This is a genomic window from Arcobacter iocasae, assembly GCF_042214795.1.
Taxonomy (GTDB): domain Bacteria; phylum Campylobacterota; class Campylobacteria; order Campylobacterales; family Arcobacteraceae; genus Arcobacter; species Arcobacter iocasae.
The window spans coordinates 839,385-865,086 of record NZ_CP090177.1 but is presented as its reverse complement, the minus strand read 5'-3'; the positions used below and the strand labels follow the sequence as shown (position 1 = coordinate 865,086).

Annotated in this window: 30 protein-coding genes and 8 tRNA genes; 4 read left to right on the top strand and 34 right to left on the bottom strand. The window is 29.4% G+C overall.

Annotated features, from left to right (window positions below):
* Positions 1-106 precede the first annotated feature (106 nt).
* Genes LXN10_RS04370 through sucC form a run of 4 tightly spaced genes read right to left on the bottom strand, consistent with a single transcriptional unit; the run spans position 107 to position 5,000 of the window.
* A complete protein-coding gene (locus LXN10_RS04370) occupies positions 107-2,215 on the bottom strand; it encodes a helix-hairpin-helix domain-containing protein (protein ID WP_375724681.1) in 2,109 nt (702 codons plus the stop codon).
* Positions 2,208-2,942 carry a phytanoyl-CoA dioxygenase family protein gene (locus LXN10_RS04365; protein WP_375724680.1) on the bottom strand — a complete coding sequence of 245 codons (735 nt, stop codon included), beginning with the start codon at positions 2,940-2,942 and terminating at the stop codon, positions 2,208-2,210. The genes LXN10_RS04370 and LXN10_RS04365 overlap by 8 nt, the downstream gene beginning before the upstream one ends.
* 13 nt (positions 2,943-2,955) lie before the next feature.
* On the bottom strand, positions 2,956-3,828 hold the full coding sequence (gene sucD, locus LXN10_RS04360; RefSeq protein WP_375724679.1) for a succinate--CoA ligase subunit alpha: 873 nt from the start codon (positions 3,826-3,828) through the stop codon (positions 2,956-2,958).
* Entirely contained in the window at positions 3,828-5,000 is a 1,173-nt protein-coding gene (sucC, locus tag LXN10_RS04355; protein WP_375724678.1) for an ADP-forming succinate--CoA ligase subunit beta, read from the bottom strand. The genes sucD and sucC overlap by 1 nt, the downstream gene beginning before the upstream one ends.
* Before the next feature lie 206 nt (positions 5,001-5,206).
* Between sucC and LXN10_RS04350 the strand changes: the two genes are divergently transcribed.
* The 3 genes from LXN10_RS04350 to LXN10_RS04340 are packed head-to-tail and all read left to right on the top strand — an operon-like array spanning position 5,207 to position 6,256.
* The gene (locus LXN10_RS04350) at positions 5,207-5,650 is read left to right on the top strand and encodes a hypothetical protein (RefSeq protein WP_375724677.1); all 444 of its coding nucleotides are present in this window, start codon (positions 5,207-5,209) and stop codon (positions 5,648-5,650) included.
* The gene (locus tag LXN10_RS04345; protein ID WP_375724676.1) at positions 5,622-6,122 is read left to right on the top strand and encodes a flavodoxin; all 501 of its coding nucleotides are present in this window, start codon (positions 5,622-5,624) and stop codon (positions 6,120-6,122) included. Before LXN10_RS04350 ends, LXN10_RS04345 begins: the two co-directional genes overlap by 29 nt.
* An 8-nt stretch (positions 6,123-6,130) precedes the next feature.
* Positions 6,131-6,256 (top strand): hypothetical protein, encoded by a 126-nt coding sequence (locus LXN10_RS04340; protein ID WP_375724675.1) that lies wholly within the window; start codon positions 6,131-6,133, stop codon positions 6,254-6,256.
* Positions 6,257-6,261: 5 nt separating this feature from the next.
* On the opposite strand, the gene LXN10_RS04335 is transcribed toward LXN10_RS04340, so the two are convergent.
* From LXN10_RS04335 to LXN10_RS04300, 8 genes are all read right to left on the bottom strand, one after another.
* Positions 6,262-6,495: a hypothetical protein gene (locus LXN10_RS04335; protein WP_375724674.1), complete on the bottom strand. Its 234-nt coding sequence runs from the start codon at positions 6,493-6,495 to the stop codon at positions 6,262-6,264.
* 179 nt (positions 6,496-6,674) lie between these two features.
* Entirely contained in the window at positions 6,675-8,774 is a 2,100-nt protein-coding gene (locus LXN10_RS04330) for a heavy metal translocating P-type ATPase (RefSeq protein ID WP_375725324.1), read from the bottom strand.
* Positions 8,775-8,778: 4 nt separating this feature from the next.
* Positions 8,779-9,120 carry a YtxH domain-containing protein gene (locus LXN10_RS04325; protein ID WP_375724673.1) on the bottom strand — a complete coding sequence of 114 codons (342 nt, stop codon included), beginning with the start codon at positions 9,118-9,120 and terminating at the stop codon, positions 8,779-8,781.
* Positions 9,113-9,475: a hypothetical protein gene (locus LXN10_RS04320; RefSeq protein ID WP_375724672.1), complete on the bottom strand. Its 363-nt coding sequence runs from the start codon at positions 9,473-9,475 to the stop codon at positions 9,113-9,115. Before LXN10_RS04320 ends, LXN10_RS04325 begins: the two co-directional genes overlap by 8 nt.
* Entirely contained in the window at positions 9,472-9,693 is a 222-nt protein-coding gene (locus LXN10_RS04315; protein ID WP_375724671.1) for a hypothetical protein, read from the bottom strand. Before LXN10_RS04315 ends, LXN10_RS04320 begins: the two co-directional genes overlap by 4 nt.
* Positions 9,694-9,696: 3 nt before the next feature.
* A complete protein-coding gene (locus LXN10_RS04310; RefSeq protein ID WP_375724670.1) occupies positions 9,697-10,374 on the bottom strand; it encodes a ferritin-like domain-containing protein in 678 nt (225 codons plus the stop codon).
* Entirely contained in the window at positions 10,375-10,689 is a 315-nt protein-coding gene (locus LXN10_RS04305) for an HMA2 domain-containing protein (protein ID WP_375724669.1), read from the bottom strand.
* Positions 10,690-10,775: 86 nt separating this feature from the next.
* Positions 10,776-11,225: a Fur family transcriptional regulator gene (locus LXN10_RS04300; protein WP_375724668.1), complete on the bottom strand. Its 450-nt coding sequence runs from the start codon at positions 11,223-11,225 to the stop codon at positions 10,776-10,778.
* Between the two features lie 257 nt (positions 11,226-11,482).
* On the opposite strand from LXN10_RS04300, the gene LXN10_RS04295 reads away from it, so the two are divergent.
* Complete coding sequence (locus LXN10_RS04295; RefSeq protein WP_129099651.1) at positions 11,483-11,872, top strand: hypothetical protein; 390 nt, start codon at positions 11,483-11,485, stop codon at positions 11,870-11,872.
* A 16-nt stretch (positions 11,873-11,888) separates the two neighbouring features.
* On the opposite strand, the gene LXN10_RS04290 is transcribed toward LXN10_RS04295, so the two are convergent.
* From LXN10_RS04290 to LXN10_RS04185, 22 genes are all read right to left on the bottom strand, one after another.
* Positions 11,889-12,539, bottom strand: a complete 651-nt coding sequence (locus LXN10_RS04290) for a response regulator transcription factor (protein ID WP_129099652.1) — start codon at positions 12,537-12,539, stop codon at positions 11,889-11,891.
* Between the two features lie 7 nt (positions 12,540-12,546).
* Positions 12,547-13,659, bottom strand: a complete 1,113-nt coding sequence (locus tag LXN10_RS04285; protein WP_129099653.1) for a PAS domain-containing sensor histidine kinase — start codon at positions 13,657-13,659, stop codon at positions 12,547-12,549.
* Positions 13,660-13,683: 24 nt separating this feature from the next.
* On the bottom strand, positions 13,684-14,883 hold the full coding sequence (locus tag LXN10_RS04280) for an acetyl-CoA C-acetyltransferase (RefSeq protein WP_375724667.1): 1,200 nt from the start codon (positions 14,881-14,883) through the stop codon (positions 13,684-13,686).
* A gap of 8 nt (positions 14,884-14,891) precedes the next feature.
* Positions 14,892-15,668: a 3-hydroxybutyrate dehydrogenase gene (locus LXN10_RS04275; RefSeq protein WP_129099655.1), complete on the bottom strand. Its 777-nt coding sequence runs from the start codon at positions 15,666-15,668 to the stop codon at positions 14,892-14,894.
* Positions 15,669-15,684: 16 nt separating this feature from the next.
* Positions 15,685-16,326, bottom strand: coding sequence for a 3-oxoacid CoA-transferase subunit B (locus LXN10_RS04270; protein WP_129099656.1), 642 nt, complete (start codon positions 16,324-16,326; stop codon positions 15,685-15,687).
* Position 16,327: 1 nt separating this feature from the next.
* Positions 16,328-16,975, bottom strand: coding sequence for a CoA transferase subunit A (locus LXN10_RS04265; RefSeq protein ID WP_129099657.1), 648 nt, complete (start codon positions 16,973-16,975; stop codon positions 16,328-16,330).
* 60 nt (positions 16,976-17,035) lie between these two features.
* Positions 17,036-18,535, bottom strand: coding sequence for a CoA-acylating methylmalonate-semialdehyde dehydrogenase (locus tag LXN10_RS04260; protein ID WP_129099658.1), 1,500 nt, complete (start codon positions 18,533-18,535; stop codon positions 17,036-17,038).
* A gap of 21 nt (positions 18,536-18,556) precedes the next feature.
* On the bottom strand, positions 18,557-19,948 hold the full coding sequence (locus LXN10_RS04255) for a TRAP transporter large permease (RefSeq protein WP_375724666.1): 1,392 nt from the start codon (positions 19,946-19,948) through the stop codon (positions 18,557-18,559).
* The gene (locus LXN10_RS04250; RefSeq protein ID WP_375724665.1) at positions 19,938-20,543 is read right to left on the bottom strand and encodes a TRAP transporter small permease subunit; all 606 of its coding nucleotides are present in this window, start codon (positions 20,541-20,543) and stop codon (positions 19,938-19,940) included. Before LXN10_RS04250 ends, LXN10_RS04255 begins: the two co-directional genes overlap by 11 nt.
* Before the next feature lie 20 nt (positions 20,544-20,563).
* The gene (locus LXN10_RS04245) at positions 20,564-21,616 is read right to left on the bottom strand and encodes a TRAP transporter substrate-binding protein (protein ID WP_375724664.1); all 1,053 of its coding nucleotides are present in this window, start codon (positions 21,614-21,616) and stop codon (positions 20,564-20,566) included.
* Positions 21,617-21,663: 47 nt separating this feature from the next.
* Positions 21,664-22,551, bottom strand: a complete 888-nt coding sequence (mmsB, locus tag LXN10_RS04240) for a 3-hydroxyisobutyrate dehydrogenase (protein ID WP_375724663.1) — start codon at positions 22,549-22,551, stop codon at positions 21,664-21,666.
* Between the two features lie 109 nt (positions 22,552-22,660).
* Positions 22,661-23,806 carry an NAD(P)/FAD-dependent oxidoreductase gene (locus LXN10_RS04235; protein ID WP_375724662.1) on the bottom strand — a complete coding sequence of 382 codons (1,146 nt, stop codon included), beginning with the start codon at positions 23,804-23,806 and terminating at the stop codon, positions 22,661-22,663.
* Between the two features lie 115 nt (positions 23,807-23,921).
* On the bottom strand, positions 23,922-24,281 hold the full coding sequence (locus tag LXN10_RS04230) for a S24 family peptidase (protein WP_375724661.1): 360 nt from the start codon (positions 24,279-24,281) through the stop codon (positions 23,922-23,924).
* The gene (locus LXN10_RS04225) at positions 24,278-24,790 is read right to left on the bottom strand and encodes a hypothetical protein (RefSeq protein WP_375724660.1); all 513 of its coding nucleotides are present in this window, start codon (positions 24,788-24,790) and stop codon (positions 24,278-24,280) included. The genes LXN10_RS04230 and LXN10_RS04225 overlap by 4 nt, the downstream gene beginning before the upstream one ends.
* A gap of 91 nt (positions 24,791-24,881) precedes the next feature.
* Positions 24,882-24,970, bottom strand: a tRNA-Ser gene (locus LXN10_RS04220).
* A 30-nt stretch (positions 24,971-25,000) separates the two neighbouring features.
* Positions 25,001-25,077: transfer RNA gene (locus LXN10_RS04215), tRNA-Thr, on the bottom strand.
* A 12-nt stretch (positions 25,078-25,089) separates the two neighbouring features.
* Positions 25,090-25,166 (bottom strand) — tRNA-Met (locus LXN10_RS04210).
* A gap of 15 nt (positions 25,167-25,181) precedes the next feature.
* Positions 25,182-25,258: transfer RNA gene (locus LXN10_RS04205), tRNA-Met, on the bottom strand.
* Between the two features lie 16 nt (positions 25,259-25,274).
* Positions 25,275-25,350 (bottom strand) — tRNA-Lys (locus LXN10_RS04200).
* A gap of 13 nt (positions 25,351-25,363) precedes the next feature.
* Positions 25,364-25,440 (bottom strand) — tRNA-Gly (locus tag LXN10_RS04195).
* A gap of 7 nt (positions 25,441-25,447) precedes the next feature.
* Positions 25,448-25,534 (bottom strand) — tRNA-Leu (locus tag LXN10_RS04190).
* A gap of 16 nt (positions 25,535-25,550) precedes the next feature.
* Positions 25,551-25,625, bottom strand: a tRNA-Gln gene (locus tag LXN10_RS04185).
* Positions 25,626-25,702: the final 77 nt, after the last annotated feature.

Genomic DNA, 25,702 nt, shown 5'->3' with positions numbered 1-25,702 from the left:
AATTATTGATATTTTATACTAGAGTAAAATTATGGAGCAATTGAACTTTTTATAATCTCTAATTTTTTATTAGTATGTGTATAAATTATAGAAGAGGGCTTTATCATCATTTTAAACTAAGTCCCACTTTATTTTTCTCTAAATCTATAGATATTACTTTTATCTTTTTTAGTTGTTGGTTTATGCTAAGTATCTCGCTTGGATGGGAGATTCTTTTTTCGCTCATTTGTGAGATGTGTATCATTCCGTCATTTTTTAAACCAATATCTACAAAAGCTCCGAAGTCTGTGATATTTCGTACAATTCCTGAAACGAAGAATCCCTCTTTTAGGTCTTCTATTGTTTTAATATCATCTGAAAACTCTATTTCATCAAATTCACTTCTTACATCATAGCCTGGTTTTTGTAACTCATTTATAATATCTTCTAAAAGAAGTTTTGAAGTGTTTAGCTCTTTTGCTATATCTTCAATATCATTTTTTTGTATATCTTCTATTTTGTATTTTTTCTCTAAGGTATTTACAAGTGCGTAGTTTTCTGGGTGAATTGCAGTATTATCCAAAATAGAACTTCCATCTTTTATTCTTAAAAATCCCACCCCTTGTTCATAAGCTTTTGAGCCTATCCCTTTTACATCTAGTAGCTCTTTTTTTGATTTAAATTTTTTGATTTTTTCTCTGTGAGCGATAATATTTTTTGCCATAGTTTCACTAAAACCTGATACAAAAGATAGAAGTTTGTATGAAGCTGAGTTTATATCAACGCCTACTTTATTTACTAAGTCTATTGTTACATTTTCTAGTTTTGAAGCCAAATCTTTTTGATTTACATCGTGTTGATATTGTCCGATACCAAGTGATTTTGGATCTATTTTAACTAAGGCTGCCATTGGGTCTCTTAGTCTACTTGCTATTGAAATAGCACCTCTTATTGTAACATCAAGTTGAGGGTACTCTTCATTGGCAATTTTTGAAGCAGAATAAACACTTGCTCCTATTTCACTTACAACTGCAAATTTTACATCTAAAGAGTTCTCTTTTATAAAATTTGATACAAAAGAGGCAGTTTCATTTGAAGCTGTTCCATTTCCTATGGCTATTGAGTTTACCTTGTGTTTTTTTATCAAAGCCAACAGAGTTTTAGCAGAGTTAGCAAAGTCTTCTTTTGGTTTTGTTGGATAAATAACTGCACTATCTAAAAAAAGTCCATCATCACTTATAACTGCCACTTTACAACCAGTTCTAAATCCAGGGTCTAGTCCTAAAATAGTTTGATTTACAAGTGGAGGAGTAAGCAGTAACTCTTTTAGATTTTTCCCAAAAAGATTTATGGCTTCGTATGAAGCTTTTTCTTTTAAGATTGTTATAGCTTCTCTTCTTAAACTAGGAAGAAGAAGTCTTTTTAACCCATCTTTGTATGCATCAAATACAAGTTCACTTGAACTATTTGCCCAAGTTGGGATTTTATATTTTTTTATATTTTCACAAATAAAATCTTCATCAACTTCTATTTTAAAAGTTAGTTCTTTTTCATTTGTTGCTCTATTTATGGCTAAAAATCTATATGATTTTATATATTTTATTTTTTCATTTATATTTGCTAGGTTTTTATAAAGACCATTTTCATTGAATGTTTTTGTACTCTTTGTTTGAAGTGTCCCATGATTTAAAATATTGTTTCTAACTATCTCTTTTGATTTAAAGTCATCTGCATATCTTTGGGCGATAATATCACTTGCACCTTTTAGTGCATCAGTTACAGTTTCGACTTCTTTATTTAAAAATGATTTTGCTTTATCTTCGCACTCTTTTTTAGAATATTTTAAACACTGTATAAAGTTTGCTAAAGGCTCTAAGCCATTTTGTATAGCAACTGTAGTTCTTGATGATTTTTTGTCTTTAAAAGGTGTATAAATGTCTTCTAGGGCTTGAAGTGTTGTTGCACTATTTATATTTGCTTTGATTTTATCATCTAAGAAGTTTTTTTCTTGTAGAAGATTTAAAATCTCCTCTTTTCTTTTTAAAAGTTTTAGCGAATAATTATAAATCTCTTCAAAAACTCTTAGCTCTTCATCACTTGTATTTGAAGTTTGTTCTTTTCTATATCTTGCAATAAAAGGAATAGTACAACCATCATCAAGAAGTTGTAAAATATTTCGAATAACACTTTTAGAAAAAGATGTTTTCTCTTCTAAAAGTGTTATTAATTTATCCAAGAACTACCTCTGCTACATCACTTCTTGTATTTTTTAGAGGTTTATTACTTGTTGCTCTTGTTGTATATACAAAAGAGATTTTTGGTTTGTCTGTTATGTTTTTTCCTGCATGGTGCAGAGTTTTACAGTGAAACAGAACTATATCTCCTCTTTTTAGGTTTGTATGAACTCTATTTTTGATTATCTCTATATTTTTAGGGTGTTCATCTAGAAAGTTTGATTTTTCATCAAATTGATCTTTTTCAAGATTTAGTTTATGACTTCCTGGAACAAATTCTAGAAGTCCATTTTCTATAAATTCATCATCAAGACTTAGCCAAATAGAAATCAAATCATTGTTTTCAAAGTGCCAATATCTTCTATCTTGATGCCAAGATGTTCTTGATGAATCTTTTGGCATCTTTGTCATTATAGAGTTGTGATGAGCTAAAGTTAAAACCACCTCTTCGCCAAATAGTTGTTGAAGCATTGGTAGTGTTTCTTTATAAGTCATCCACTCTTTAAAGACATCTTCTCTTTGATAAACTTGTCTTAGTCGTCTTACTGTATTTGTCTCATCATTGGCTTCTAAGTACTCAGATTCTGTCTCTATTGGTTTAATTTTATTTTCTAAATGATAAGTTGCTTTTTCTAAGATTTTTTCACATAAATCATGTGGTGCAAAATCCTTGATAAGTAAAAAACCATCTTTGTGGAATTGTTCGATTTGTTCTTGTGTTAATTTCATTTAATACTCACTATTATTTAGGATGAACTTCTTTTAAAGCAGCACCAATGGCAGTAATTGTTCTAACTGTTGTTACTCCTGCTCTCTCTAGGGCTAAGTATTTTTCTTCAGCTGTTCCTTTTCCTCCATCAATAATTGCACCTGCATGTCCCATTCTTTTGCCTTTTGGAGCTGTTACTCCTGCGATGTAAGAAACAACAGGTTTAGTAATGTTGTATTTGATGTATTCAGCAGCAGCTTCTTCTTTTGCTCCACCAATTTCTCCAATCATTACGATTGCTTTTGTATCAGGGTCTTCTTCAAACATTTTTAAAATATCTATAAAATCACTTCCTGGAACTGGATCTCCACCAATACCTACACAAGTACTTTGCCCAAATCCTGCCAATGTTGATTGATTTACAGCTTCATAGGTTAGTGTTCCAGAACGAGAAACAATTCCAACACTTCCAGCCATATGAATGTTCTCTGGCATAATTCCCATTTTACATTGATCAGGAGTTATTATTCCCGGACAATTTGGACCTATTAGTCTTGAACCATTTAAATCAACAACAGCTTTTATATCTAACATGTCAATTGTAGGTATTCCCTCTGTTATACAAACAATTGTCTCTATACCATTTTCACTAGCTTCTATAATTGCATCTTTACAAAAAGGTGCTGGAACATAGATGATTGAAGCATTTGCTCCTGTTAATCTTTTGGCACATTCAACTGTGTTGTAAATAGGAAGGTCAAAATGTCTTTGACCTCTTTTACCTGGAACTACACCTGAAACTACATTTGTACCATAAGCTATTGCTCTTTGAGTGTGAAAACTAGCTTGAGCCCCTGTTAAACCTTGAACTAATACTTTTGTATTTTTATCAATTAAAATAGCCATTATTTAACTCCTTTATTTGATAATTCAATGATTTTAATTGCAGCTTTGTCTAAGTCTGCTTCTTCATAAACAGTTACATTTGAATTTTTAATCAACTCAAGTCCCTCTTTTGCATTTGTTCCCTCAAGTCTTACTACAATAGGAATATTTATATTCATCTTTTCAGCTGCTCCAATAATACCAGAAGCGATGATATCACATCTTACAATTCCACCAAAAATATTTACTAAAATACCGTTTACTTTTGTATCAGAAAGAATAATTTCAAAGGCTTCAATAACTCTTTTTTCATTTACACTTCCACCAACATCAAGGAAGTTTGCAGGCTCTCCTCCATGGGTTTTGATTAAGTCCATAGTTGCCATTGCTAAACCAGCACCATTTACCATACAAGCAATATTCCCATCTAAACTTACATAATTTAAATCTAGTTTTTCAGCTTTTAATTCTCTTTCATCTTCTTGTGAATCATCTCTTATCTCATTCATTTTAGGCTGTCTATAAAGTGCTGAATTATCAACTACTACTTTTCCATCTAAACAAATAAGTTTATTATTTTTTGTTACAACTAAAGGATTTATTTCTACTAGGGATAAATCTTTTTGTACAAACATTTTATAAATATTTTTCATCAAATCTATCATTTGAGCACTAAGGTCTTTGTCAAAACCTAAGTCTTCACATATTTGTCTACATTGAGCTGGCATTATTCCCACAATTGGATTTATTGGATTTCTTAGGATTTTTTCAGGAAATCTCTCAGCAACTTCTTCAATATCCATACCACCTTCACTAGAAGTAATTATCATAATTCGTTGACTTGTTCTATCAACAATAAAGGCTAAGTATATTTCATCTTTTATATCACAAGGCTCTTCTATATAAATAGAGTTTACAGCTTGTCCTTGTGCACTTGTTTGGTGCGTTACTAAAGTACTTCCAAGTAATCTTCTTACTTCTTCATTGGCTTCTTTTTTAGAATTAACTAAAACAACTCCACCAGCTTTTCCTCTTCCACCAGCGTGAACTTGTGCTTTGATTACCCACTTATTTTTTCCAACACTTCTTAATATATCATCTAGTTGAGAGGGGTGAGTTAAAAGTTTCCCTTTTGTAGTAGGGATATCATATTTTCTATATAAGTTTTTTGCTTGATACTCATGTAAATTCATTATTTCTCCGAATTTTAATCATAGTAATGTTTATTAGTTTTAATTGCACATTTATACCTAAATTGATATAGAAATTCGCTTAACTAGTATATATAAAAGGAAAGTAGAAAATAAATATATTTTGATAATAGTTATCATAATAAGAAAAAATTAAGTTCTAATTATCTATAATACTTGATATTGATTATCAATATAAAGGATAAATAATGAGTTTTAATGAATGTACTAATTTAATAAATTCAATACATGATAGTAAAAATACAAATGAGAACTTTTTTAATTATGTTTATAAAAAAATAGCAAGAAATACAAAAAATAGATTTGTAGAAAAATATGATGATTGTATTGATATAGTTTTATCAAACCATCCATCTATAAGAGTTATTCCATTATGTACAAATATGAATAAAAAAAGTTTATCAATAAAAAATGAAGTAAAAATGGCATGCGATATAGTACTTAATAGTGAATACAAATATGTATATTTTGTATATCCAAAAAATAGAAACTTCAATAAACATATTCAAGTAAAAATTCCACTACTTGAAGAATCTGGTGATGAATATATGGTTAAATTGATACCTTATTCATTAAATGACATTATCAAAAAAAGGGGTTGTAGTGAAAACAGCAATATTTTATGCAAGTAGTACTGGAAATACTTCAAATATAGCAGAACAAATAGGAAAAGAGTTATCAATAGATGAAATACATGATATTGCAGATGTAAGTTTAGAAAAAATAAATGAATATGAAAATGTAATATTTGGAATCTCTACTTGGGGAGATGGTGATTTACAAGATGACTGGGATGACAATTTTGAGCACTTGAAAAAAGTAGATTTTTCGTCAAAAAAAGTAGCTCTATTTGGATTAGGAGATCAAGATGGATATCCAGACACTTATTTAGATGCTATGGGAATTGTTTACGAACAAATAAAAAGTTTGGGTGCAAATGTAGTAGGGGAATGGGAGAGAGATGATTCATATGATTTTGATGACTCAAAAGCTTTTATTGATAATAGATTTGTAGGTTTGGCTTTGGATGAAGATACACAAGATGATTTGACCAATCAAAGAGTTTCAAAATGGGTATCTTACATAAAAGATGATTTTAATTAGGAGTTAAGATGAATAATAAAGAAGTAGATATAGAAAAATTATTGGCAAAAATACAGATTTTAAAAGAAGAGGTTGGTTTAACAAATAAAAGAATTGTTAAAAACAAAGAGCTAAGAAAAGCGATAGGGTACTAATACCCTTAGCTTTCTTGTACTATACTAGTATTAGTTTTTTTACTTTTATTTTTTGGCTGATATAACATATGATGCCATAATGCAAATCCACAAAATGCAACGCCAGCAACTACATGAACTTTTTTTGCAACTTTATTTTTCATAAACATAGAAGTTACGACAGTTGCTCCTAGAGTTGCTGTCATTCCAATTTTTGCAGCTTCTTTTTGAATCTCTAAATCAATTGGCAGTTCTTTCATTTCTTTTTTTCCTTTTATCTATTACTTTTGCAGTTTTATTTACAGTTTTTACTGTTAAAATTGCTGTTAAAGCTGTTGCAAGTGGTAGTAAAAATGGCATATTCATCCTTTTGATAATAATTATCAATATTTTATCTAAAAGAAACTTAAATAAAACTAATAACTATTATCAATTACTACTACTTAACACCCCTTATTGAATTTAGTAATAATCCAATAGTTGTACCATTATGTAATACAGCTGTTACGATTGGAGAAAATAGCCCAAATGTAGCACCTGCAAGTATACAAGAGTTGATTCCAACTGTTGCATTAAAATTGTTATTAATCAAATTCATTGTTTTATTAGCATATTCTTTTACTTCAACAACGCAGGCAATATCATCTTTTAAAAGACTAATATCAGCAGTTGCTTTAGCAATATCTGCACCTCTACTCATAGATATTCCAACATGAGCAGATATTAGTGCAGGTGCATCATTTATTCCATCACCTATAAATGCAACTTTTTTGCCTTCTGCCATAAGTTCTTTTACAATTTTTGCTTTATCTTGAGGAAGTAGTTCTGCTCTTACTTCTTCTATTCCAATTTCATCTGCAATTAGTTTTGCTTTTTCTTTTGTATCACCTGTTAGCATAATGATATTTTTTACACCTAGTTTCTTAAGTCTTGAAATAGATTCTTTTGTATTTTCTCTCAATTCATCAGAAAGACCAATAGTTCCTAATAGTTTTCCATCGTATCCTATATATAATAAAGTTTTTCCATCTTTTAATGAATTGTTTATCTTGTCTTTATGTTCTTTGAAATCTATTTTTTCATCATCTTCCACAAAGTGTCTACTTCCAATTACTACAGATTTTCCTTTTACTTCTGTTTTAACTCCATGTGCAACTATGAACTCTACTTCTTCATGGTGCATATGAACAAAACCTCTCTCTTTTGCCGCTTTTACAACAGCTTCTGCTACTGGATGAAAGTAGTGCTCTTCTGTTGAAGCAGTTAGATTAAGCACTTCCTCTTCTGTCCAATCATCACTATAAGATTCTACTGAGATTACTTCTAACTCTCCACAAGTTAAAGTACCAGTTTTGTCAAATACAAAGGTATCTGCATTGCTAAGTGCTTCAATAGATTTTGCACCTTTTATCATAATACCATTATGTCCAGCTTTTGAAATAGTTGATTTAAAAGCAACTGGAGTTGCTAGTTTTAAAGCACAAGAGTAATCAGCTTGTAAAATAGAAGCAACTCGCTCAAAATCTCTTGCAAAAATATATGAAATACCAGCAAGGCCAAGTGTTACAGGGACTAGTTTATTTGCTAGTTTATTTGCTTTTAATTGAACTGATGATTTTTCATTTAGTGAATTTTCTATGTAATGTTTGATTCTTTGAGTTGCTGTATCTGAACCCACATGTTCAGCCCAGATTCTAAATCTTCCTTCTTCTACAATAGTTCCAGAGATAACTCGATCCCCTCTATATCTTACAACTGGTTCAGCTTCTCCTGTCATAGAGACTTGATTTACACTACCTGTTCCTTCTAATATATGTCCATCAACTGGTATTGTATTTCCAATACCAACAACTACGATATCTCCAACTTTTACATCAGTACTTTTGATTAAAATTTCAGTGATTTTCCCATCTATTGTTTTTTCTACCCAAGCTTCTTCTACATTTGGTTTTGCTAATTCTTTTAATAAATCATCACTTTTATGAACAGTAGTTTCTTCTATATATTCACCAAGTTCTAGCATCATATTTGTAGAGTTTGCAGCAAGATAATCTTTTCTATAAATTGAAATTGCAACAGCAGCACTTTCTAAAACCTTTGAAGTAAGACCTTCTTCTAAAAGCTCTTTTGATCCATCAATTAAAAGTGGAATAGAAGCACTTGTAGTAATCCCAGCTTTTAATAAATCATTGCTAATAAATCTTTCAGAAATCAGTGCACTAGAAGCTCTTAACATACCTTTTATTGACGGCTCTTCTTCACTTACACAAGATATACAAACGGCTTCATTTTGACAATTATTTAGTAATTCATCAAGTGTTAATTCACTCAAAATAGCTTCAAGTTCACTTGTAATGTCTTTACTTATTTCAAAAATAATTGAAAATGCTTTTTTATTTATTCGTACACTTTCAACATGATTAACTTTTTCAAGATAATTTTTTAAAATATCTTCATCTATAAATTTTTCTTTTAGTAAGAAATATTTATATCTAAGTCTTGAAGAAGTTTGGTGCACTTTAATAAATTTATTATTCATAGGTTTATTCATTATTCGCTTGTATTTGAGCTTTCATATCTTCATACTTTTCTTTTAACTCTTCAATTCCTGCTTGAAAAAGTTCACTTCCTTTTCCAAAAACTTGGAAAGCTTTTTCTTGGGCATTTTTATTTGTAAGTAAATATGTAACTGCTGCACCTATTAGTGCACCTTTTACAAAATCTCCAGTATTAAATCCACTTTGTGATTGTTCAATATTTTGTTGTTGTAGATTATTCACAAAATTTGCATTTTGATTTATATACGGATTTTGGTTTATATTAGCAGTAGTTTTTATATCACTTGGTCTGCTATTTTCTATGTTTATATCGTATTGATTATTCATTAATTTCCTCTTCTAAAAGACAGTTCTCATTTGTTAGATATTTTTTATCAAGTTGTTCTTCAATAACTTCTAGGGCATATATTCCCATTGCCCCAACAGAAAGTGCAGTAACAGCTTTTAATAATCCACCTTTTTCACCTAAATAATTAGCAGTAGCAATAGCAGCACCAGTTGCAATTGCTCCTTGTGAAGTCTTTTTAATAGTATCTTTAATTGCAGCTTTTTTTTCTACTTCATTTGCTTTTACTTTTTTATAATTGATAGCACCACTGATAACAGCAGATGCAATAGCTCCACTAATTACATGTCCTAGAACATTTCTTTGAGCTCCTGTATTTATAACGATGTCTTTCATTTCTCTTCCTTATCTATTTCTTCTTTAGTTTCTTTTTTTGTGCATAAATTATCTTTTAATTCACTAACATTTTTTTTAGTTTTAGTTAATGTTTCATTTGCAAATTCTTTTGATTTACCAACTATTTCATCTGTTTTAGTTTTTACTTTATCTGATTTGTTATATGCAAGTACAGCACCTGCTCCTACGGCTACACCGATTAAGAATGGTAATGGCATTTTCTACTCCTCACTTTGATTTTTTGAAATATAATTATTCATAAGTGCAATGATTGCACCACCAAAAACAGCACCACTTGTCATAGATAAATTAAGCTTAGAAAATATTTTTGTAATTGAACTTTCATCAATATTTCCTGACATAATGTCATCAAGTAAAACTTGATATTCTCCAAGTTTTTCCATCATATTTTCTTGATTTACATTTGCATTTGTATTGCTTGTATAATGCATAAGTACAGAGTTTCTGAAAGCTGGTAGATGGTTATTAAAAGATGCTGCTTGTAATTGATAAAGTACATTTTTTATATCATCTTGAGTTACATGACTTAATAGATTATTATACATTGCTATATTATTAATCTCTGCTGCAACTCCCATTTCACTACATTCAATTAATGTATTTGGAATTTCAATTTTTTCATACCAATCATTAATAGGCACTTCAACTGCATATTTTTCCATTATTTTAATCAAGGCACCATAATGTATTGCTTCTGCTTCTTTGATATTTACAAATGGTTGCACTAAACCAAATTTTTCGATTATTTTTGTGTATGTTTCATAAGCTTTATATTCATCATATACAGCAATTCTAAGTATTTGAGTTGTAATAGGTATTTGACTAGTTACATCAACTCTAGCACTTGTTAAAAGTTGCTCATCTATGTTTGTTTCCAATTAAATAACCTCCTTTGCTAAATTATTTATTAAATTAGTTATTTCATCTATGTTTTTCTGATTTATTAAGTCTTCCCAAATTTTTGGTTTGAATACCTTTGGGTCATATTTAATTGTAACTGAGGCAATAATTTTATTTATTTTAATATGTTCTATTCCTGATATTTTTTCAGGAAGCTTTTCAATATCTTCAATAGAAATATTTCCAGCAGAATCTTTTATTTTAGGATTAACTCTTACTCTTAGTCTTCCTGGGGTATGTGCAATTATTGTAAAAAATTTTGCTATATTTATAATTTCTTCTGTAGTAATCAAATTTAGTCCTTTTGTAGATTATTATATATATAATCTTAATAATATCTTATTATAAATTTGTAATCATTATCAAAAAAAGGTTTATTTTAGTTTTGACATGCGGGACATAATCCATATATAGTAATGATATGTTCTTTTAAAATATAATTATTATTTTTGGCTATTGATAGTTGTTTTTTTTCTATAATTTCATCTTTAAATTCTATAATCATGTGGCAAGAATTGCATATAAGATGGTTATGATTGGAAAAGTTTAATTCATAGAATTTTGCATTTTCAATGATATTTAAGCACTTTACTATTTTAAGTTCTTCAAATAATTTTAAAATTTTATATACTGTTGCAATGGATATATTTACATTATATTTAGTTTTTAATTCTTTAGTTAGTTTTTCAGCTGTTAAGTGACCTTCTGAGTAGTATAAAGCCTTTAACAGATAATCTTTTTGAATAGTATTTTTAAATTTTAGATTTTTAAAGTGTTGTTTATATTTTTTTAATAAGTTATTAAATTGCAGTTCATTTTTTTCAGGCATTAATTAAATCTTTTATTATGACAAATGAAATGGCAACAAATAGTGCTGAATAATAGACTTTCCATAGATTACTATGAATCTTTAAATTTTTTTTATATAAAGATAACTTTTCAATTTTTTTCATTTTTATAACCTTGATTATTGTTATCAATATGATACTTATTGTGACCTTAAAGTAATATTAATGATACTTATTATCATTATAATTTAGATTTAAGTTTATTGTTCATATAATCAGGAAATTGAAAAGGATTATTATGCTAAATTTAACTTTAATTTCTTCAGTAGCAAAAAGTGCATTAGTTGGAGCAGTTGCCACAAAATTGGTTGATACCTTTGTTTCTACAAAAATAAATAATAAAATAGAACAAAATAAATGGCTTAGAAACACAAAATTAGAGCTATTTTCAAAATTAACAGAAGATATTTTATCAATGGGTCATGAAAATGTTGATGAACAATTAAGACAGATAAATAAAACATCAGCAAAAATAATTCTATTATTAAATGATAGAAAATTAACCAATAAAATAGAAACATATACAAGCACACTAATAAAATTAAAAAGTACAAGAAGAATAGAAAGTAGTATGGATTTTGTAAATAAAGATATGATTGGTTATTTACAAAGAAATATTCGAATATAAAGGTAACTCTTTTGAGTTATCCCTCTTCAGAGTTGAAAAAGTATCCACTATTTGATGAAGCATAAATATACTGCTTTGGAAGTTTCCTTCTTAATCTTTTTATAAGTGTCCTTATTGCGTCTAAAGATGCATATTCACCTTCCCATACATAGTTTTGTATATTTTCATAAGTTACTAGTTTATTTATATTCGTTAAAAAAAGATTCATCATTAAGTTTTCTTTTTTTGTAAGTATTACTTTTTCATCTTTAAATTTGATTACTCCATCGCTAAAATTAAAAGTACAATCTTTATCTATTGTTATTTCTTTTTTAGAAATTTTGCATAATTTATTAACTTTTATTAATAATTCATCAATAAAAAATGGTTTTTTTAAGTAATCGTTACAACCAAAATCATAAGCATTTTTTATTATTTCAAATTCGACAGTTGCTGATATAATTATAATGGGAACCTCTTCATAATACTTTCTTATTTTTTGTAATATTCTAATACCATCAATATTTGGTACATTAATATCTAAAATAAAGCATGAAAAACCTTCCGTAATATTTTCATATGCATCTTTCCCATCTAAAAAAGCGTAAACCTTATGGTCATTTTTCTCAAATTTCAACTTTATAGTTTCATTCAATGTTTTATTATCTTCAAGTAAAAAAATTTTCATAGTTTGCCTACTCTTTCTTTATTGGTATTTTGATTGAAAAAATAACATTATCAACATCATTTTTCACACTAATTTTTCCAGACATTTTATCTTCAACAATGAGTTTAGCCATATATAATCCAAGTCCAGTACCTTCACTTTTAGTTGTAAAGAAAGGTTCAAATAGTTGACCTATAATTTCCTCAGGAATTGGTCCTGCATTATCTGAAATTTCAATAATATTGAATCTTTCATTTTGGTAAACTTTTATTTTGATAAGTGGATTAAAGACTTTCTCATTTTCAATTTTAATTATTTTATTTTTTGCATTGTTAATTATATTTAATAGAACTTGTTTTAATTCATTTTCATAACCATAAATATAGATTTCTTCATTTACATTTTTATATTCCAAACTAACATTAATATTTAAATAAAAAATTTGTTTTCCAATTATCTCAAATATCTCTTTTATCGCTTTTTTTATTTCAAAACTTTTTTTAACAGTTGATGGTTTTAAAAAATTTCTAAAATCACTAAGTGTATTTGACATATATTTTATTTGAACCATTGTGTCATTTACAAAATCATGCATCATATTTTCATTAATCTTATTCATAGCATGGAGTAATTCAAACCTTTGAACTTGGGCAGATAACTCAACTAATGGTTCATTCCATTGATGGGCAATTGAAGCTATCATTTCTCCCATTTCTGCAAATTTACTTTGTTGAATTAAGAACTCTTTTTCTGTAATTCTTTGAGTGATATCTGTCATTATGCAAATAATACCTGCTACATTACCTTCTTGGTTTAAACAAACAGTTTTACTTAGGTTGTAGTATCTTACTTCTCCACTTTTTTTTACAAAATGAACTTCATCTTTATTTGATTTTAATGTTTTCATTATATTTGCATCAATTATTTTATGTCTTGTAACTACAGAAATAGGAAAAAAATCATAAGCAGATTTTCCTATAATATTTTCTTTAGAAGCATCACAAAGTTTTGAAAATCTAGAATTACATCTTATGAAATCACCATTTATATCTTTATAATAAATAGGATTTGGTAATGAATCTAATAAAATTTCTTCAAAATCTAGTTGTTTATCTAATTCATTATGAAGTTCTTTTCCCATAAAGTTTTCCTTGTAAAAGTCTTACTATTTTACTTTTTTGAGTAAAATAGCAGTTCCTAATCCTCCACCAATACAAAGAGAAGCCAATCCATATTCTGAATTTTGTTTTAGCATTTCATGGACTAATGAAACGATAATTCTATTACCACTCGCTCCAACAGGATGACCAAGTGCAATAGCTCCTCCATTTACATTTATTTTTTCTTGTATGGTTTGGTTGGTTAGCTTGATTTTATCTTTTAAAAGTTCAAATACTCCTAAAGATTGGGCTGCAAATGCTTCATTAATTTCTATTACATCTATATTATTTATTGAAATATTTGTCTTATTTAAAAGTTTTTCAATAGCATAAGCAGGACTTAGTCCCATAACTGATGGATCTATTCCAACTTCTGCATAATCAACTATTTCAGCTAAAGGGGTAAGCTTGTACTCTTTTACAACTTTTTCAGAGGCCAATAATGTAAAACTTGCACCATCATTTATTCCAGATGAATTACCTGCTGTTACTGTTCCTTGATCTTTAAATGCAGCTCTCAAATTAGCAAGTTTCTCTAAAGTTGTATTTTTATTGATAAACTCATCCGTACTAAAAACTATATCTTCTTTTCTTTCTTGTATTGTAATAGGAGTTATTTCATCAATAAACTTTCCCTTTTCATTAGCTATTAAGGCCTTTCTTTGAGAATTTAATGCATATTCGTCTTGGGCTTCTCTAGTGATATTGAACTTCTCTGCAATATTCTCTGCTGTAATTCCCATATGATAATTCCCAAAGGCATCAGTTAATGCATCATTAATCATAGAATCAACCATCAAAGAATTACCCAAACCTAAACCTAATCTTGCTTTTGATGAAATTAAAAAAGGAGCTTTTGACATAGACTCTACTCCACCTGCTACAATTAGATTTTTATTCCCTGATTTTATTTCAGATGCAGCATTCATAACAGCTTTCATTCCTGAACCACATAACATATTTAAAGAGTAAGCAACTGTAGAATCTGGAAGTCCTCCATATATTGAAGCTTGACGACCAACACCTTGCGCATGTCCTGCTGATAATATATTTCCAACTATAACTTCATCAATTAAAGTATTATCAATATTTTTAACTAAATCTTTTATTACCTGTCCCGCTAAATGCCCAGGATCAATATTTTTTAATGATCCTAAATATTTTCCAATGGCACTTCTTTTTGCCTCTACAATATAAACTTTCATTTTATTCCTTATTGAATTGTATATCCACCATCCATAACTAAGGCTTGTCCTGTTATAGATTTCGCACTTTCACTTGCAATAAACATTGCATAATCTGCAATTTCATCTGTAGTTAATAACTTTTTTTGAGGAACTAAAGAAAAAATAACCTTTTCTAAGGCTTCTTCTTCACTAACACCTCTATTTTTTGCTAAATCAGCAATTTGATTTCTCACAAGTGGAGTATCTACATATCCTGGGCATAAAGCATTAACTGTTATATTTTCCAGTGCACCTTCTAATGCAGCGACTTTAGTTAATCCAAGTAGTCCATGTTTAGCTGAGTTATATCCAGCTTTACCTGCAAAACCTACAAGTCCATTTATTGAAGCCATATTTATGATTCTTCCCCATTTTTGTTTTTTCATGATAGGAAATACCTCTTTTATAGCAATAAAAGGTGCTACAAGCATAAGTTTTAGCATTAATTCATATTTTTCAGTTGGAAAATCCTCAATATTACTTACATGTTGAATACCTGCATTTGATATAAAAATATCTATTGTCTTATAGTGTTCAACTGTCATATTTATAAGATCTTTAATTTCATCTTCTTTTAAGACATTGCACTTTATTCCAAGTGCTTCATAGCCCTTTTCTCGCAAACTATTTACTGCCTCATTTAAAGCTTCTTCATTTATATCTGATAGAACTACTTTTGCGCCATTTTTTGCAAAAGTAGTTGCAATATCAAGTCCAATTCCCGAAGCTGCTCCTGTTATTATAGTAACTTTATTTTTGATCATGAATAACCTTTAAATTTTATTTTATTAGATTTGATGCAATTTTGTATGATGCTGGAGTTACTTCTTTAATATCATTTAATGTAACACCTTGCATTAATTCTATTAATACTAATTCATTATTAATAAATTCAAAAACACCCATTTCCGTAATAATCATATCAACTACACCTTTTCCTGTTAAAGGTAAAGTACATTGTTTCAATATTTTAGGATTTCCTTTTGCAGTATGAAGCATAGAAATAATAACTTTTTTTGAACCATTAACTAAGTCCATCGCTCCACCCATTCCAGGTAAAAGTTTTCCTGGTATTTTCCAGTTAGCTAAATTACCTTCTTCATCAACTTCCAAAGCTCCTAAAACTGTAATATCTATATGCCCACCTCTAATTATTTCAAAAGAAGTAACAGAATCGAAAAAAATTCCACCATCTCTTAAAATCACATTAGAACCTCCTGCATCTACAACATTTTTATCTATATTATTTTCATTTGCTTTGTCCCAAATACCTGCAAATCCATTTTCAGAATGTAGATTTATGTGTATATCTTTAGGAATAAAATTAACAGCTTGTGTTGGAAGTCCTATTCCTAAATTAATAAAATCTCCATTATTAAATTCTTGTGCAACTCTTTTTGCAATAATTTCTTTAGCTTCCATATTATGCCTTTATGATGTGATTTACATAAACAAATGGAGTATGAATGAAATTTGGATCAAGGATTCCAGTTTCAACAATTTCTTCTACTTCAACAATAGTGATTTTAGCAGCTCCAGCCATAGGAACATTAAAATTTCTAGTTGAACCTTTATAGATTAGGTTTCCTGCTTTGTCAGCTTTATGTGCAGATATGAATGCAATATCTATATGAATTGGTTTTTCTAAAATATAATCTTTTCCATCAATATGTATAACCTCTTTTCCAATTTGCACTTCAGTGTTCAAACCAGTTTGAGTCAAAGCTCCACCAAGACCAGCTGCTGCGCATCTTATTCTTTCTGCAAGTGTACCTTGGGGTATTAATTCAACTTCTAAAAAGCCTTCATTTACTTGTTTTTGTGTTTCTTTATTTGTACCAATATGAGAGGCTAATAATTTTGTTATTCTTTTATCATCAATTAATTTTCCAATGCCAAAATTATCCCTTGCTGTATCTGTTGCAACTAAAGTTAAATTGTTTACATTTGTTTTTAGAATCTCATCTATAATGTTATGGGCATTTCCACACCCCATAAAACCACCAATAGCAATTGTCATTCCATCATGTAAAAAATCTTTTATCTTATCAATTGTTATTTCTTTTTCCATAAGATTTTCCTCTTTATAAAAAAGGCTTATTAAATACTTAATAAGCCTTTTTATTAGTTATTATTTTGAATGATCAGCTTTAAAATCAAATGCAACATCTTCATTTTCTTCATCTTCAAACCATTTTTCTGTAACAGTTTTTGTTTCTGTATAAAAAGTTATTGCTTGTTTCCCGTAAGCATGTAAATCACCATAGAAAGAACCTCTCCATCCTGTAAAAGAGAAAAATGGTAAAGGCACAGGAATTGGTAAGTTAACACCTACTTGTCCTACTTGAACTTCTCTTCTAAATTTTGTTGCACTTGCTCCACTTGAAGTGAAAATTGATGTTCCATTTCCAAACATATTATTATTTATAATATCTAGTGCTTCATTTAAATTTTTTGGTTCTAATATAGATAGTACAGGTCCAAAAATCTCTTTAGTATAAATTGACATATCTGTTGTTACTCCTGTAAAAATAGTTGGTCCAACCCAATTCCCTTCATCATATCCATCAACTTTTGCATTTCTTCCATCAAGTACTAGAGATGCTCCATCTTTAACACCTTCTTCTATGATACTTTCGATTCTATTTAGGGCAGTTTTTGTGATAATTGGTCCATAATTAGCACTCTTATCATTCCATGCTCCAGGTTTTACTTCTTTTATTTTTTGAATTAATTCAGGAATCCACTCTTTTGATTTTCCTACAAATAAAGCAACTGAAATTCCCATACATCTTTGTCCTGCTGCACCCATAGAAGATCCTACTAAGGCATTTAATACATTTTCTTTATTTGCATCAGGCATAATAACCATATGATTTTTTGCTCCTACAAAAGCTTGTGCTCTTTTTAGGTTTGCAGTTGCTCTTGAATAAATGTATGCACCAACTTCTGGTGAACCAACAAAAGAGTATGCTCTAACTTTTGGATTATCTAATAAGTAATCAACTTGATCTTTTTGTCCATGAACAACTTGTAATAAATCTTTAGGTGCTCCAGCTTTAATGAATAGTTCTGCAAGTTTCATAGTTGTATTTGGAACCATTTCTGATGGTTTTAAAATAAATGCATTACCACTAACTATTGCCATTGGAAACATCCATAGAGGAATCATTGCTGGAAAATTAAATGGTGTAACTCCTGCACAAACACCTAATGGTTGTTTGTAAGAGTATGTATTCATTTTATTTGAAACATGTTCAACTGTTTCTCCCATCATAAGTGTTGGTGCACTACAAGCGAACTCAACAACTTCATATCCTCTTACGATATCTCCTTTTGCATCATCAAAAGTTTTTCCTTGTTCAATACTTAATATTTCAGCTATCTCATCAATATTTTCTTTTATCAAAGTTTGGTAGTTAAACATTAATCTTGTTCTTGTCATTATTGGAGTATCTTTCCATGACAAATAAGCTTTATGAGCTTTTTCAACTGCATCATCTATCTCATTTTTTGTACATAATGGTACTTGTACCTGTACTTCTTGTGTTAATGGAGAAACTTTATCAAAATATTGAGTTGTTTCACTTTCTATAAATTTATTACTTACTATAATTTCTAATTTTTTCATTTAATTTCCTTATAATTTAATTTAATATGCGATTGAAGGTAACCAAGTTACTACTTCTGGGAAGAAAAATACTATCGCTAACCCAATAAGTTGTAAGATTATAAAAGGAATTACACCTTTATATATATCTAACAACTGAATTTCTGGTGGACATACACCTTTTAAATAAAATAATGCAAACCCAACTGGTGGTGTTAAAAACGAGGTTTGCAAGGTCATTGCTACAAGTAGCACAAACCAAACTAAGGTTGCATTATCAATTCCAAAACCATTAATTTCAATGGCAAGATGAGAGATGATTGGTGCAACTAAAGGTAAAATAATTAGTGTAATTTCAATCCAATCTAAAACAAAACCTAAAAGAAACACTAATCCTAAAATAAATAAAATAACAATAACAGGGTTATCAGAAATTGAGTGTAGGGCAGATATTATTACTTCATCTCCACCTAATTCTCTTAATACTAATGAAAAGCATGTAGCCCCTACAAAAATAGCAAATATATATCCTGATGTATTCATAGTTGACATACATATTTTTTTAACTTTACTTAATGTTAAATGTCCATTTATTGCCATCAAAATTAAGGCTCCAAGTGCACCAATCCCAGAAGCTTCTGTTGTTGTTGCTAATCCAAAAAATATTGAACCTAATACTGATAATATTAAAATAACTGGAGGAATAATATTTTTAAATAAATCCCAATATAAAACAATATCTGAGCCTTCATGTGGTTCTTCATTATCTTGAATTAAAGGCATTTTTTTAGGTTTAATAAATCCTAATATTACTAAATACGAAATATATAATAAACCTAAAATCAATCCTGGAAATACTGCTCCCATAAAAAGATTTCCAACTGAAATACTTAATTGATCTGCCATAATAATAAGCATAATACTTGGTGGTATTAAAATTCCAAGGGTTCCTGAACTTGCTATAACACCTAATGCTGTTTGCTTGTCATATCCTTGCTTTAACATAATTGGTAAACTCATTACAGCTAAAAGAACAACTGATGCTCCAATTATTCCTGTTGATGCAGCAAGTAGTACTCCTAAAAGTACAACAGTGATTGCTAATCCACCTCTCATTTTCCCAAAAAACATTTGTAAAGATTTTAAAAGTTTTTCTGCAATTCCTGATTCATCTAAAGCTAAGCCCATAAAAATAAATAAGGGCAATGCTACTAAAACCCAATTATGCATTATTTGAAATATTCTATTTGATACAAGTCCAATCGTACTAAAATCTAATCCTGTTATTGTCCCAAAATACATATCTGAAATATATCCCACTACTACAAATAATATTCCTACTCCACCTAGAACCCAAGCAACTGGAATTCCTGTGATAAGTAGTAAGATAAATGATGCAAACATTGAAATAACTAAATAATCATTAATTTCCATTTTTTCTGCCTTTTAATAAATAGCTTGTATGTCTAATAACTCTTGAAATACTTGCAATTAATAATAAACTAAAGCTAATTGGCATAACACTTTTAACAATCCATCTATAAGGTAATCCTGTAGGTGAACTTGATCTTTCGTTTATTCTTAGTGCTTCTTCTGTCAGATCCACACCATATTTAATAACAATTAATATAAATGGAATCATTAATATTAAAACACCAAATATTTCAATTTTTCTTTGTAGTCTTGGATTAAATTTCACTCTTAAAATATCAACTCTAACATGTGAGTGATTAACCATTGCATAAGATAATCCAAACATTATAATGGTGGCATATAGATGCCACTGTAACTCTTCTAGTTGCACTAAATTTATAGAAAATAAATATCTTAAAAGTACCTGTATAACTATTATTGCAATTAAAAGAATAGACAGCCATGAAATGGCTGTCCCAACTTTAAATACAAAAGCATTTAAAATTTTACAAATTTTAGGAAACTCTTCATCTTTTGAAGTTACTTCACTATCACTCGTATGTGTAATATCATCATAAATTTTTAATGGTTCAACTATGTGGTCTGTTATTTTCATAGTATTCCTTTTTAAATTTTTTAGTTTCTAGGTAAAAATGCTAAGTCATTCCAGTATTTATAATTAGCTCTAAATTCTGATAAATCTTTCCATACTGCATCAAATTCTGGATCTTTTCTAAGGTCAACTAATGCTTCTTTCCAAGCACCTCTAAGCGCTTCTAATGTTTCTGGCGATAATTTTTTTACAATTACACCTCTTTCTTTTATATTTTTCTTAATAACAGCACCTTGTATAGCTTCACTTTCTGCTAATGAATCAGTTATATTTGCTTCACAAGTAGTTGTTACTGCACTTTGTTGTTGTGCACTCATACCATTCCATGTGTCTTTATTAATTAATAATTCAAAAAATGTAGCTTGTTGATGCCAACCTGGGAAATAATTATATTTAGCAATTTTAGAAAATCCTAATTTTTGGTCAACTGCAGGCATTGAAAATTCAGTTGCATCAATTACACCTTTTTCTAATCCCGAAAATAGTTCACCACCTGGAAGTAATGATACAGATGTTCCTAATTTAGTTAAAACATCTCCCCCTAAACCTGCAAATCTCATTTTTAGACCTTTAAAGTCTTCTGGGCCATTAATTTCTTTTGTAAACCAACCAGCAGTTTCTGGAGAAGATATTGAACAAGGTAATACATGTACATTATATTTTGCAGTATCATACATTTTTTGATACAGCTTTAATCCATTTCCTTTGTACATCCAAGCAATAAATTCTGGAGCTTCTGGACCAAATGGTACAGCTGAGAAAATTGCTGCCGAAGGAATTTTACCCTTCCAATAACCAGCATATGCCCAACCTGCATTTACTTTACCATCAGATACTGCATCTAAGATTTCAAATGGAGCAATAAGTTTATTTGGTTCATAAATCTTTACTTTTATTGTTGAAGAAATTGATTCTACTGTTTTCTTAAAAGAGACTAACGGTGTTCCTAAACCAACTAAATTAGTTGTATATGCTGTTGGAACTTTAAGTAAAACTTTTTTATCTTCAGCCAAACCAGAAGTGGCACCAATGCTTAAAGTGATAACAGATGCCATCGCTAAATTCGTAATTTTCATAGTAGTCCTTTGTTTTTTATAATTTAATTTTTATATTAATATCTTTCTTACTTTGTAGAAAAATAATCATAAATAGATGAAAAATCTTTGTGTCCATTACCCATATTTGAGTATTGTGCATATAAACATCTAGACAGAGATCCTAAGGGTGTAGCTGATTTACTTTCAGAACTAGCTTGCATAGCTAAATTCATATCTTTTAACATTAAATCCAATGCAAATCCCCCTTCATAGTTATTACTTGATGGAACATTTTCTAATATATTAGGTGATGGATTGTAAACTTCTAAGGTCCAATTTCTTCCGCTACTATTTAACATAATTTCAGATAAAATTTTTGGATCTAAGCCATTTGCAATTCCTAATTGTAAAGTTTCTGATGTTCCCACCATCAAAATTCCTAATAACATGTTATTACAAGCTTTTGCCATTTGACCAGCACCAGATTCTCCTGCATGAAATATATTTTTACCCATACACGATAATAAATTTTTAATTACTTCAAAGTTTTGTTTAGTTCCCCCAACCATAAAACTTAAAGTTCCAGCTTTCGCTCCACCTACACCACCTGATACAGGTGCATCAAGGATATTAATATTTCTTTTATTTGCTTCTTGTGATAATTTTTTTGTTGTAGCTACATCAATAGTGCTACAATCAATTACAATGCAATCTTTTGAAACTTTTTCTAATAGATTAGTTTCGCCTAAATATAACCCCTCTACATGTTTACCAGCTGGTAACATACTAATAACAAACTCTGCATCTTCAACACATTCCCCTGCAGTTTTTGCAATAGTTGCACCAAGTTTTTCTGTTCTTTTTAATGGTTCAGCAGCTAAATCAAATACTTTCAATTTATGTCCAGATTTGATTAAATTTATAGCCATAGGTTCACCCATATTCCCTAAACCAATAAAAGCTATTTTTGACATTTATACTCCTTTAATTTATAAGTTACATTTGTTATAAAAATACCAGTTCTCTTTTTCCAAAATGATTATAATTGTAAAAAATGACAAAATTATGTCATTACTTTATATTTTATGAAAGTGCATTTCTATGAAGTTTTGTAACAAAATGTTTTAACATATGGATGAAGAATCCTTTTGCAAAGTACTTATTAAATAGTAATCCAATGGCATAATTACCACCTAGAGAGATAAGTGTACCTTTTAGTTTTGGCTTGAAAGTATCCATGATATTGTATTGAGAATTAGTAACTTCTTTTTGAATATATGAAGCAACATAATGACCTGCACTAATGGCTAATTGTGCAGTAGGGGCAAAATATTTATTATTATAAGTAACTTCTGCTACATCTCCAATTACAAATATATTATCTTCACCTTTTAGGTGTAAGTAGTCATCAGTAATATATTGATTAAGTTTATTTACTTCGTAATCTTTTTGTGAATCAATTGTTATTCCTTTTATTCCACCTGTAAATATGAAGTAGTCATATTTTATTTGTGTATCATTTGCTAAATATATATTTTTTTCATCTACATCTTTTATAAAAGATCCTAAATATATTTGTATACCTAGTTCTTTTAGTCTTTTTTGGCATTCTGAAACTAATCTTTCATTCATATTTGGTAGGACCGTATTCATCCCATCAACAATAGAGATATTTATTTTAGAGATATTCTTATTTTTAAATACTGTTGACATTTCTGCTGCAATCTCAACACCTGAAAGTCCAGCTCCACCAATAACAATATTATATTCCTCTATATCAGAAGAACTCATATTTATTTTTTCTAGGATATCTAGATACATTTTATTTACTTGAGTTGCTTTTTGGAGAGTTTTTATTCCTGTAGAATATTTTTGTATATTTGGAACTTGAATTGGGAAATTAGTGAGAGAACCTGTAGCTATAATTAAATAATCATAATTAAAAGTCTTTTTTTCTATTGTAGTGATAGTATTAGTTTTTGAATCAAAAGAATGAATTTCTTTTTTGTAAAATGTGATATTAGAATTTAGCTTTTGTACAAAATTATTTATACCTATTGTTACCTCTGAAGTATTATATTTTGTAGCAACAAAGCCATAAGCTTCTACTTGCATGTAATGATAGTCATTTTTATCAAAGAGTAAAATCTCAATATTTTTATTCTTTGAAAGCTCTTTTGCCGCATATAAACCCGCGTAGCTTGCCCCAATAATAATTACTTTTTTCATAATTGTACCTTTTATATTTAATTGAAAAAATAGTACAAATAAATAATGGCATATTTATGGCATAGTATTATTGATTAGTGATTTTGAAAGAAATTGTGTAGTTTTTTTGTGAATGTTAAAATGTGGTAAAAGTGAGTATTACTTTGGCTACTAAATGAATATCTTCTTCTTTGTAAACTAAATGAGAGAAATCAGGATTGATAGAGATAAAAATTTTATTTAATAAATCATATTTTTTAACCCACATCTTATTTTCATAATAGACTAAATAAATACTTGAATCTTCAAGTTCTTTATTTGATAAGTCTGCAATTATTACTGCCTTGTGATTTATAACAGGCTCCATTGATTTGCCATCAACTAAAATGGCAAAGAGTGACTTCTCTTTGTATGGAGTTTTTATAAGGTGTTTAGAAAATTGTATTTTTTTTATTTTATTGTCATCAAAAATATCTGTATATTCTAAATTAATCATTTATTTTCCACCTTTTCTTTTTTTATGTATTGATGCACATAGATTATAAGAACAAAAAATAAAGCAGAGGTAAAACCTAAAACAAGTAAAAGAAATGTTTCTGATGGTTCAGTTTGAAGTAATATTAATTTTCGAACCAAAACAACAAAGGCTATTTCTAAAAATGTAATTGCATAATCAAAACTATGTTTGATAAAAAAAGATTTTACGATTGCTAAAATAATCAATATAAATAAACCATCTGTTAAAATATTTTTTATTGAGTCAAAGTCTAATACTCCTTGATTAATAGTCATGGCAATAACTTTATGCGATAAACTCATAAGACAAACTGCTAGATACATAATCATAACTATTATAAAAGCATATCTAAGGATATTGATTATTTTTAATAATACAAAGTCAATTTTTTGATCTAAAAAACGGTCAAAATTTGTAATATTTGAAAAAAATCTTTCAAATAAATTTTTATCTTTTTTAGTGGCAATATTTTCTATTTCTTCGCTCATTTGAGAAGTCCCTGCTATTTTTGCGAAGTATATTCCAAATATGATTATTTTTTGTTTAAAAGAAGATAAGTTTTAAAAAGTAATTAAATAGTGGCAGAGAGCAAGGGATTCGAACCCTCGGAGGCGTGAACCTCGCCGGTTTTCAAAACCGGTCCATTCGACCAACTCTGGCAACTCTCTATGTTTGTTATTAGTGTGTAATTTATAAAATGGAGCTGGTGAAGGGAGTTGAACCCCCGACCTGCTGATTACAAATCAGCTGCTCTAGCCAACTGAGCTACACCAGCGTGTGTTAGAAATGGTGTCAAGAGGGAGACTTGAACTCCCGACCTCCGGCTTATGAGACCAGCGCTCTAGCCAGCTGAGCTACCTTGACACTATGGCTAAATTTTGGTTGCGGAAGCAGGATTTGAACCTACGACCTTCGGGTTATGAGCCCGACGAGCTACCGGACTGCTCTATTCCGCGGTATTAAAAATTGTAATGGTGACCCGTAATGGATTCGAACCATTGGCCCCCTCATTAAAAGTGAGATGCTCTACCAACTGAGCTAACGGGTCATTACATAAAAAGTGGAGCGGGAGACGAGACTCGAACTCGCGACAATCTGCTTGGAAGGCAGAAGCTCTAGCCAACTGAGCTACTCCCGCTCTTTTATGGTGCGAATGATCGGAATCGAACCGATACTCCGAAACCGGAATGGGATTTTAAGTCCCACGCGTCTACCTATTCCGCCACACTCGCACATAAAAAAACAATTTGGATGGGGTAGCAGGATTCGAACCTGCGAATATCGGCACCAAAAGCCGAGGCCTTACCACTTGGCGATACCCCAATCAAAATGGACTGAAATAATATTAAAAAAATGCAATATTGTCAATAGTATTTAGCTTAAATCTATCTAAATTTGAA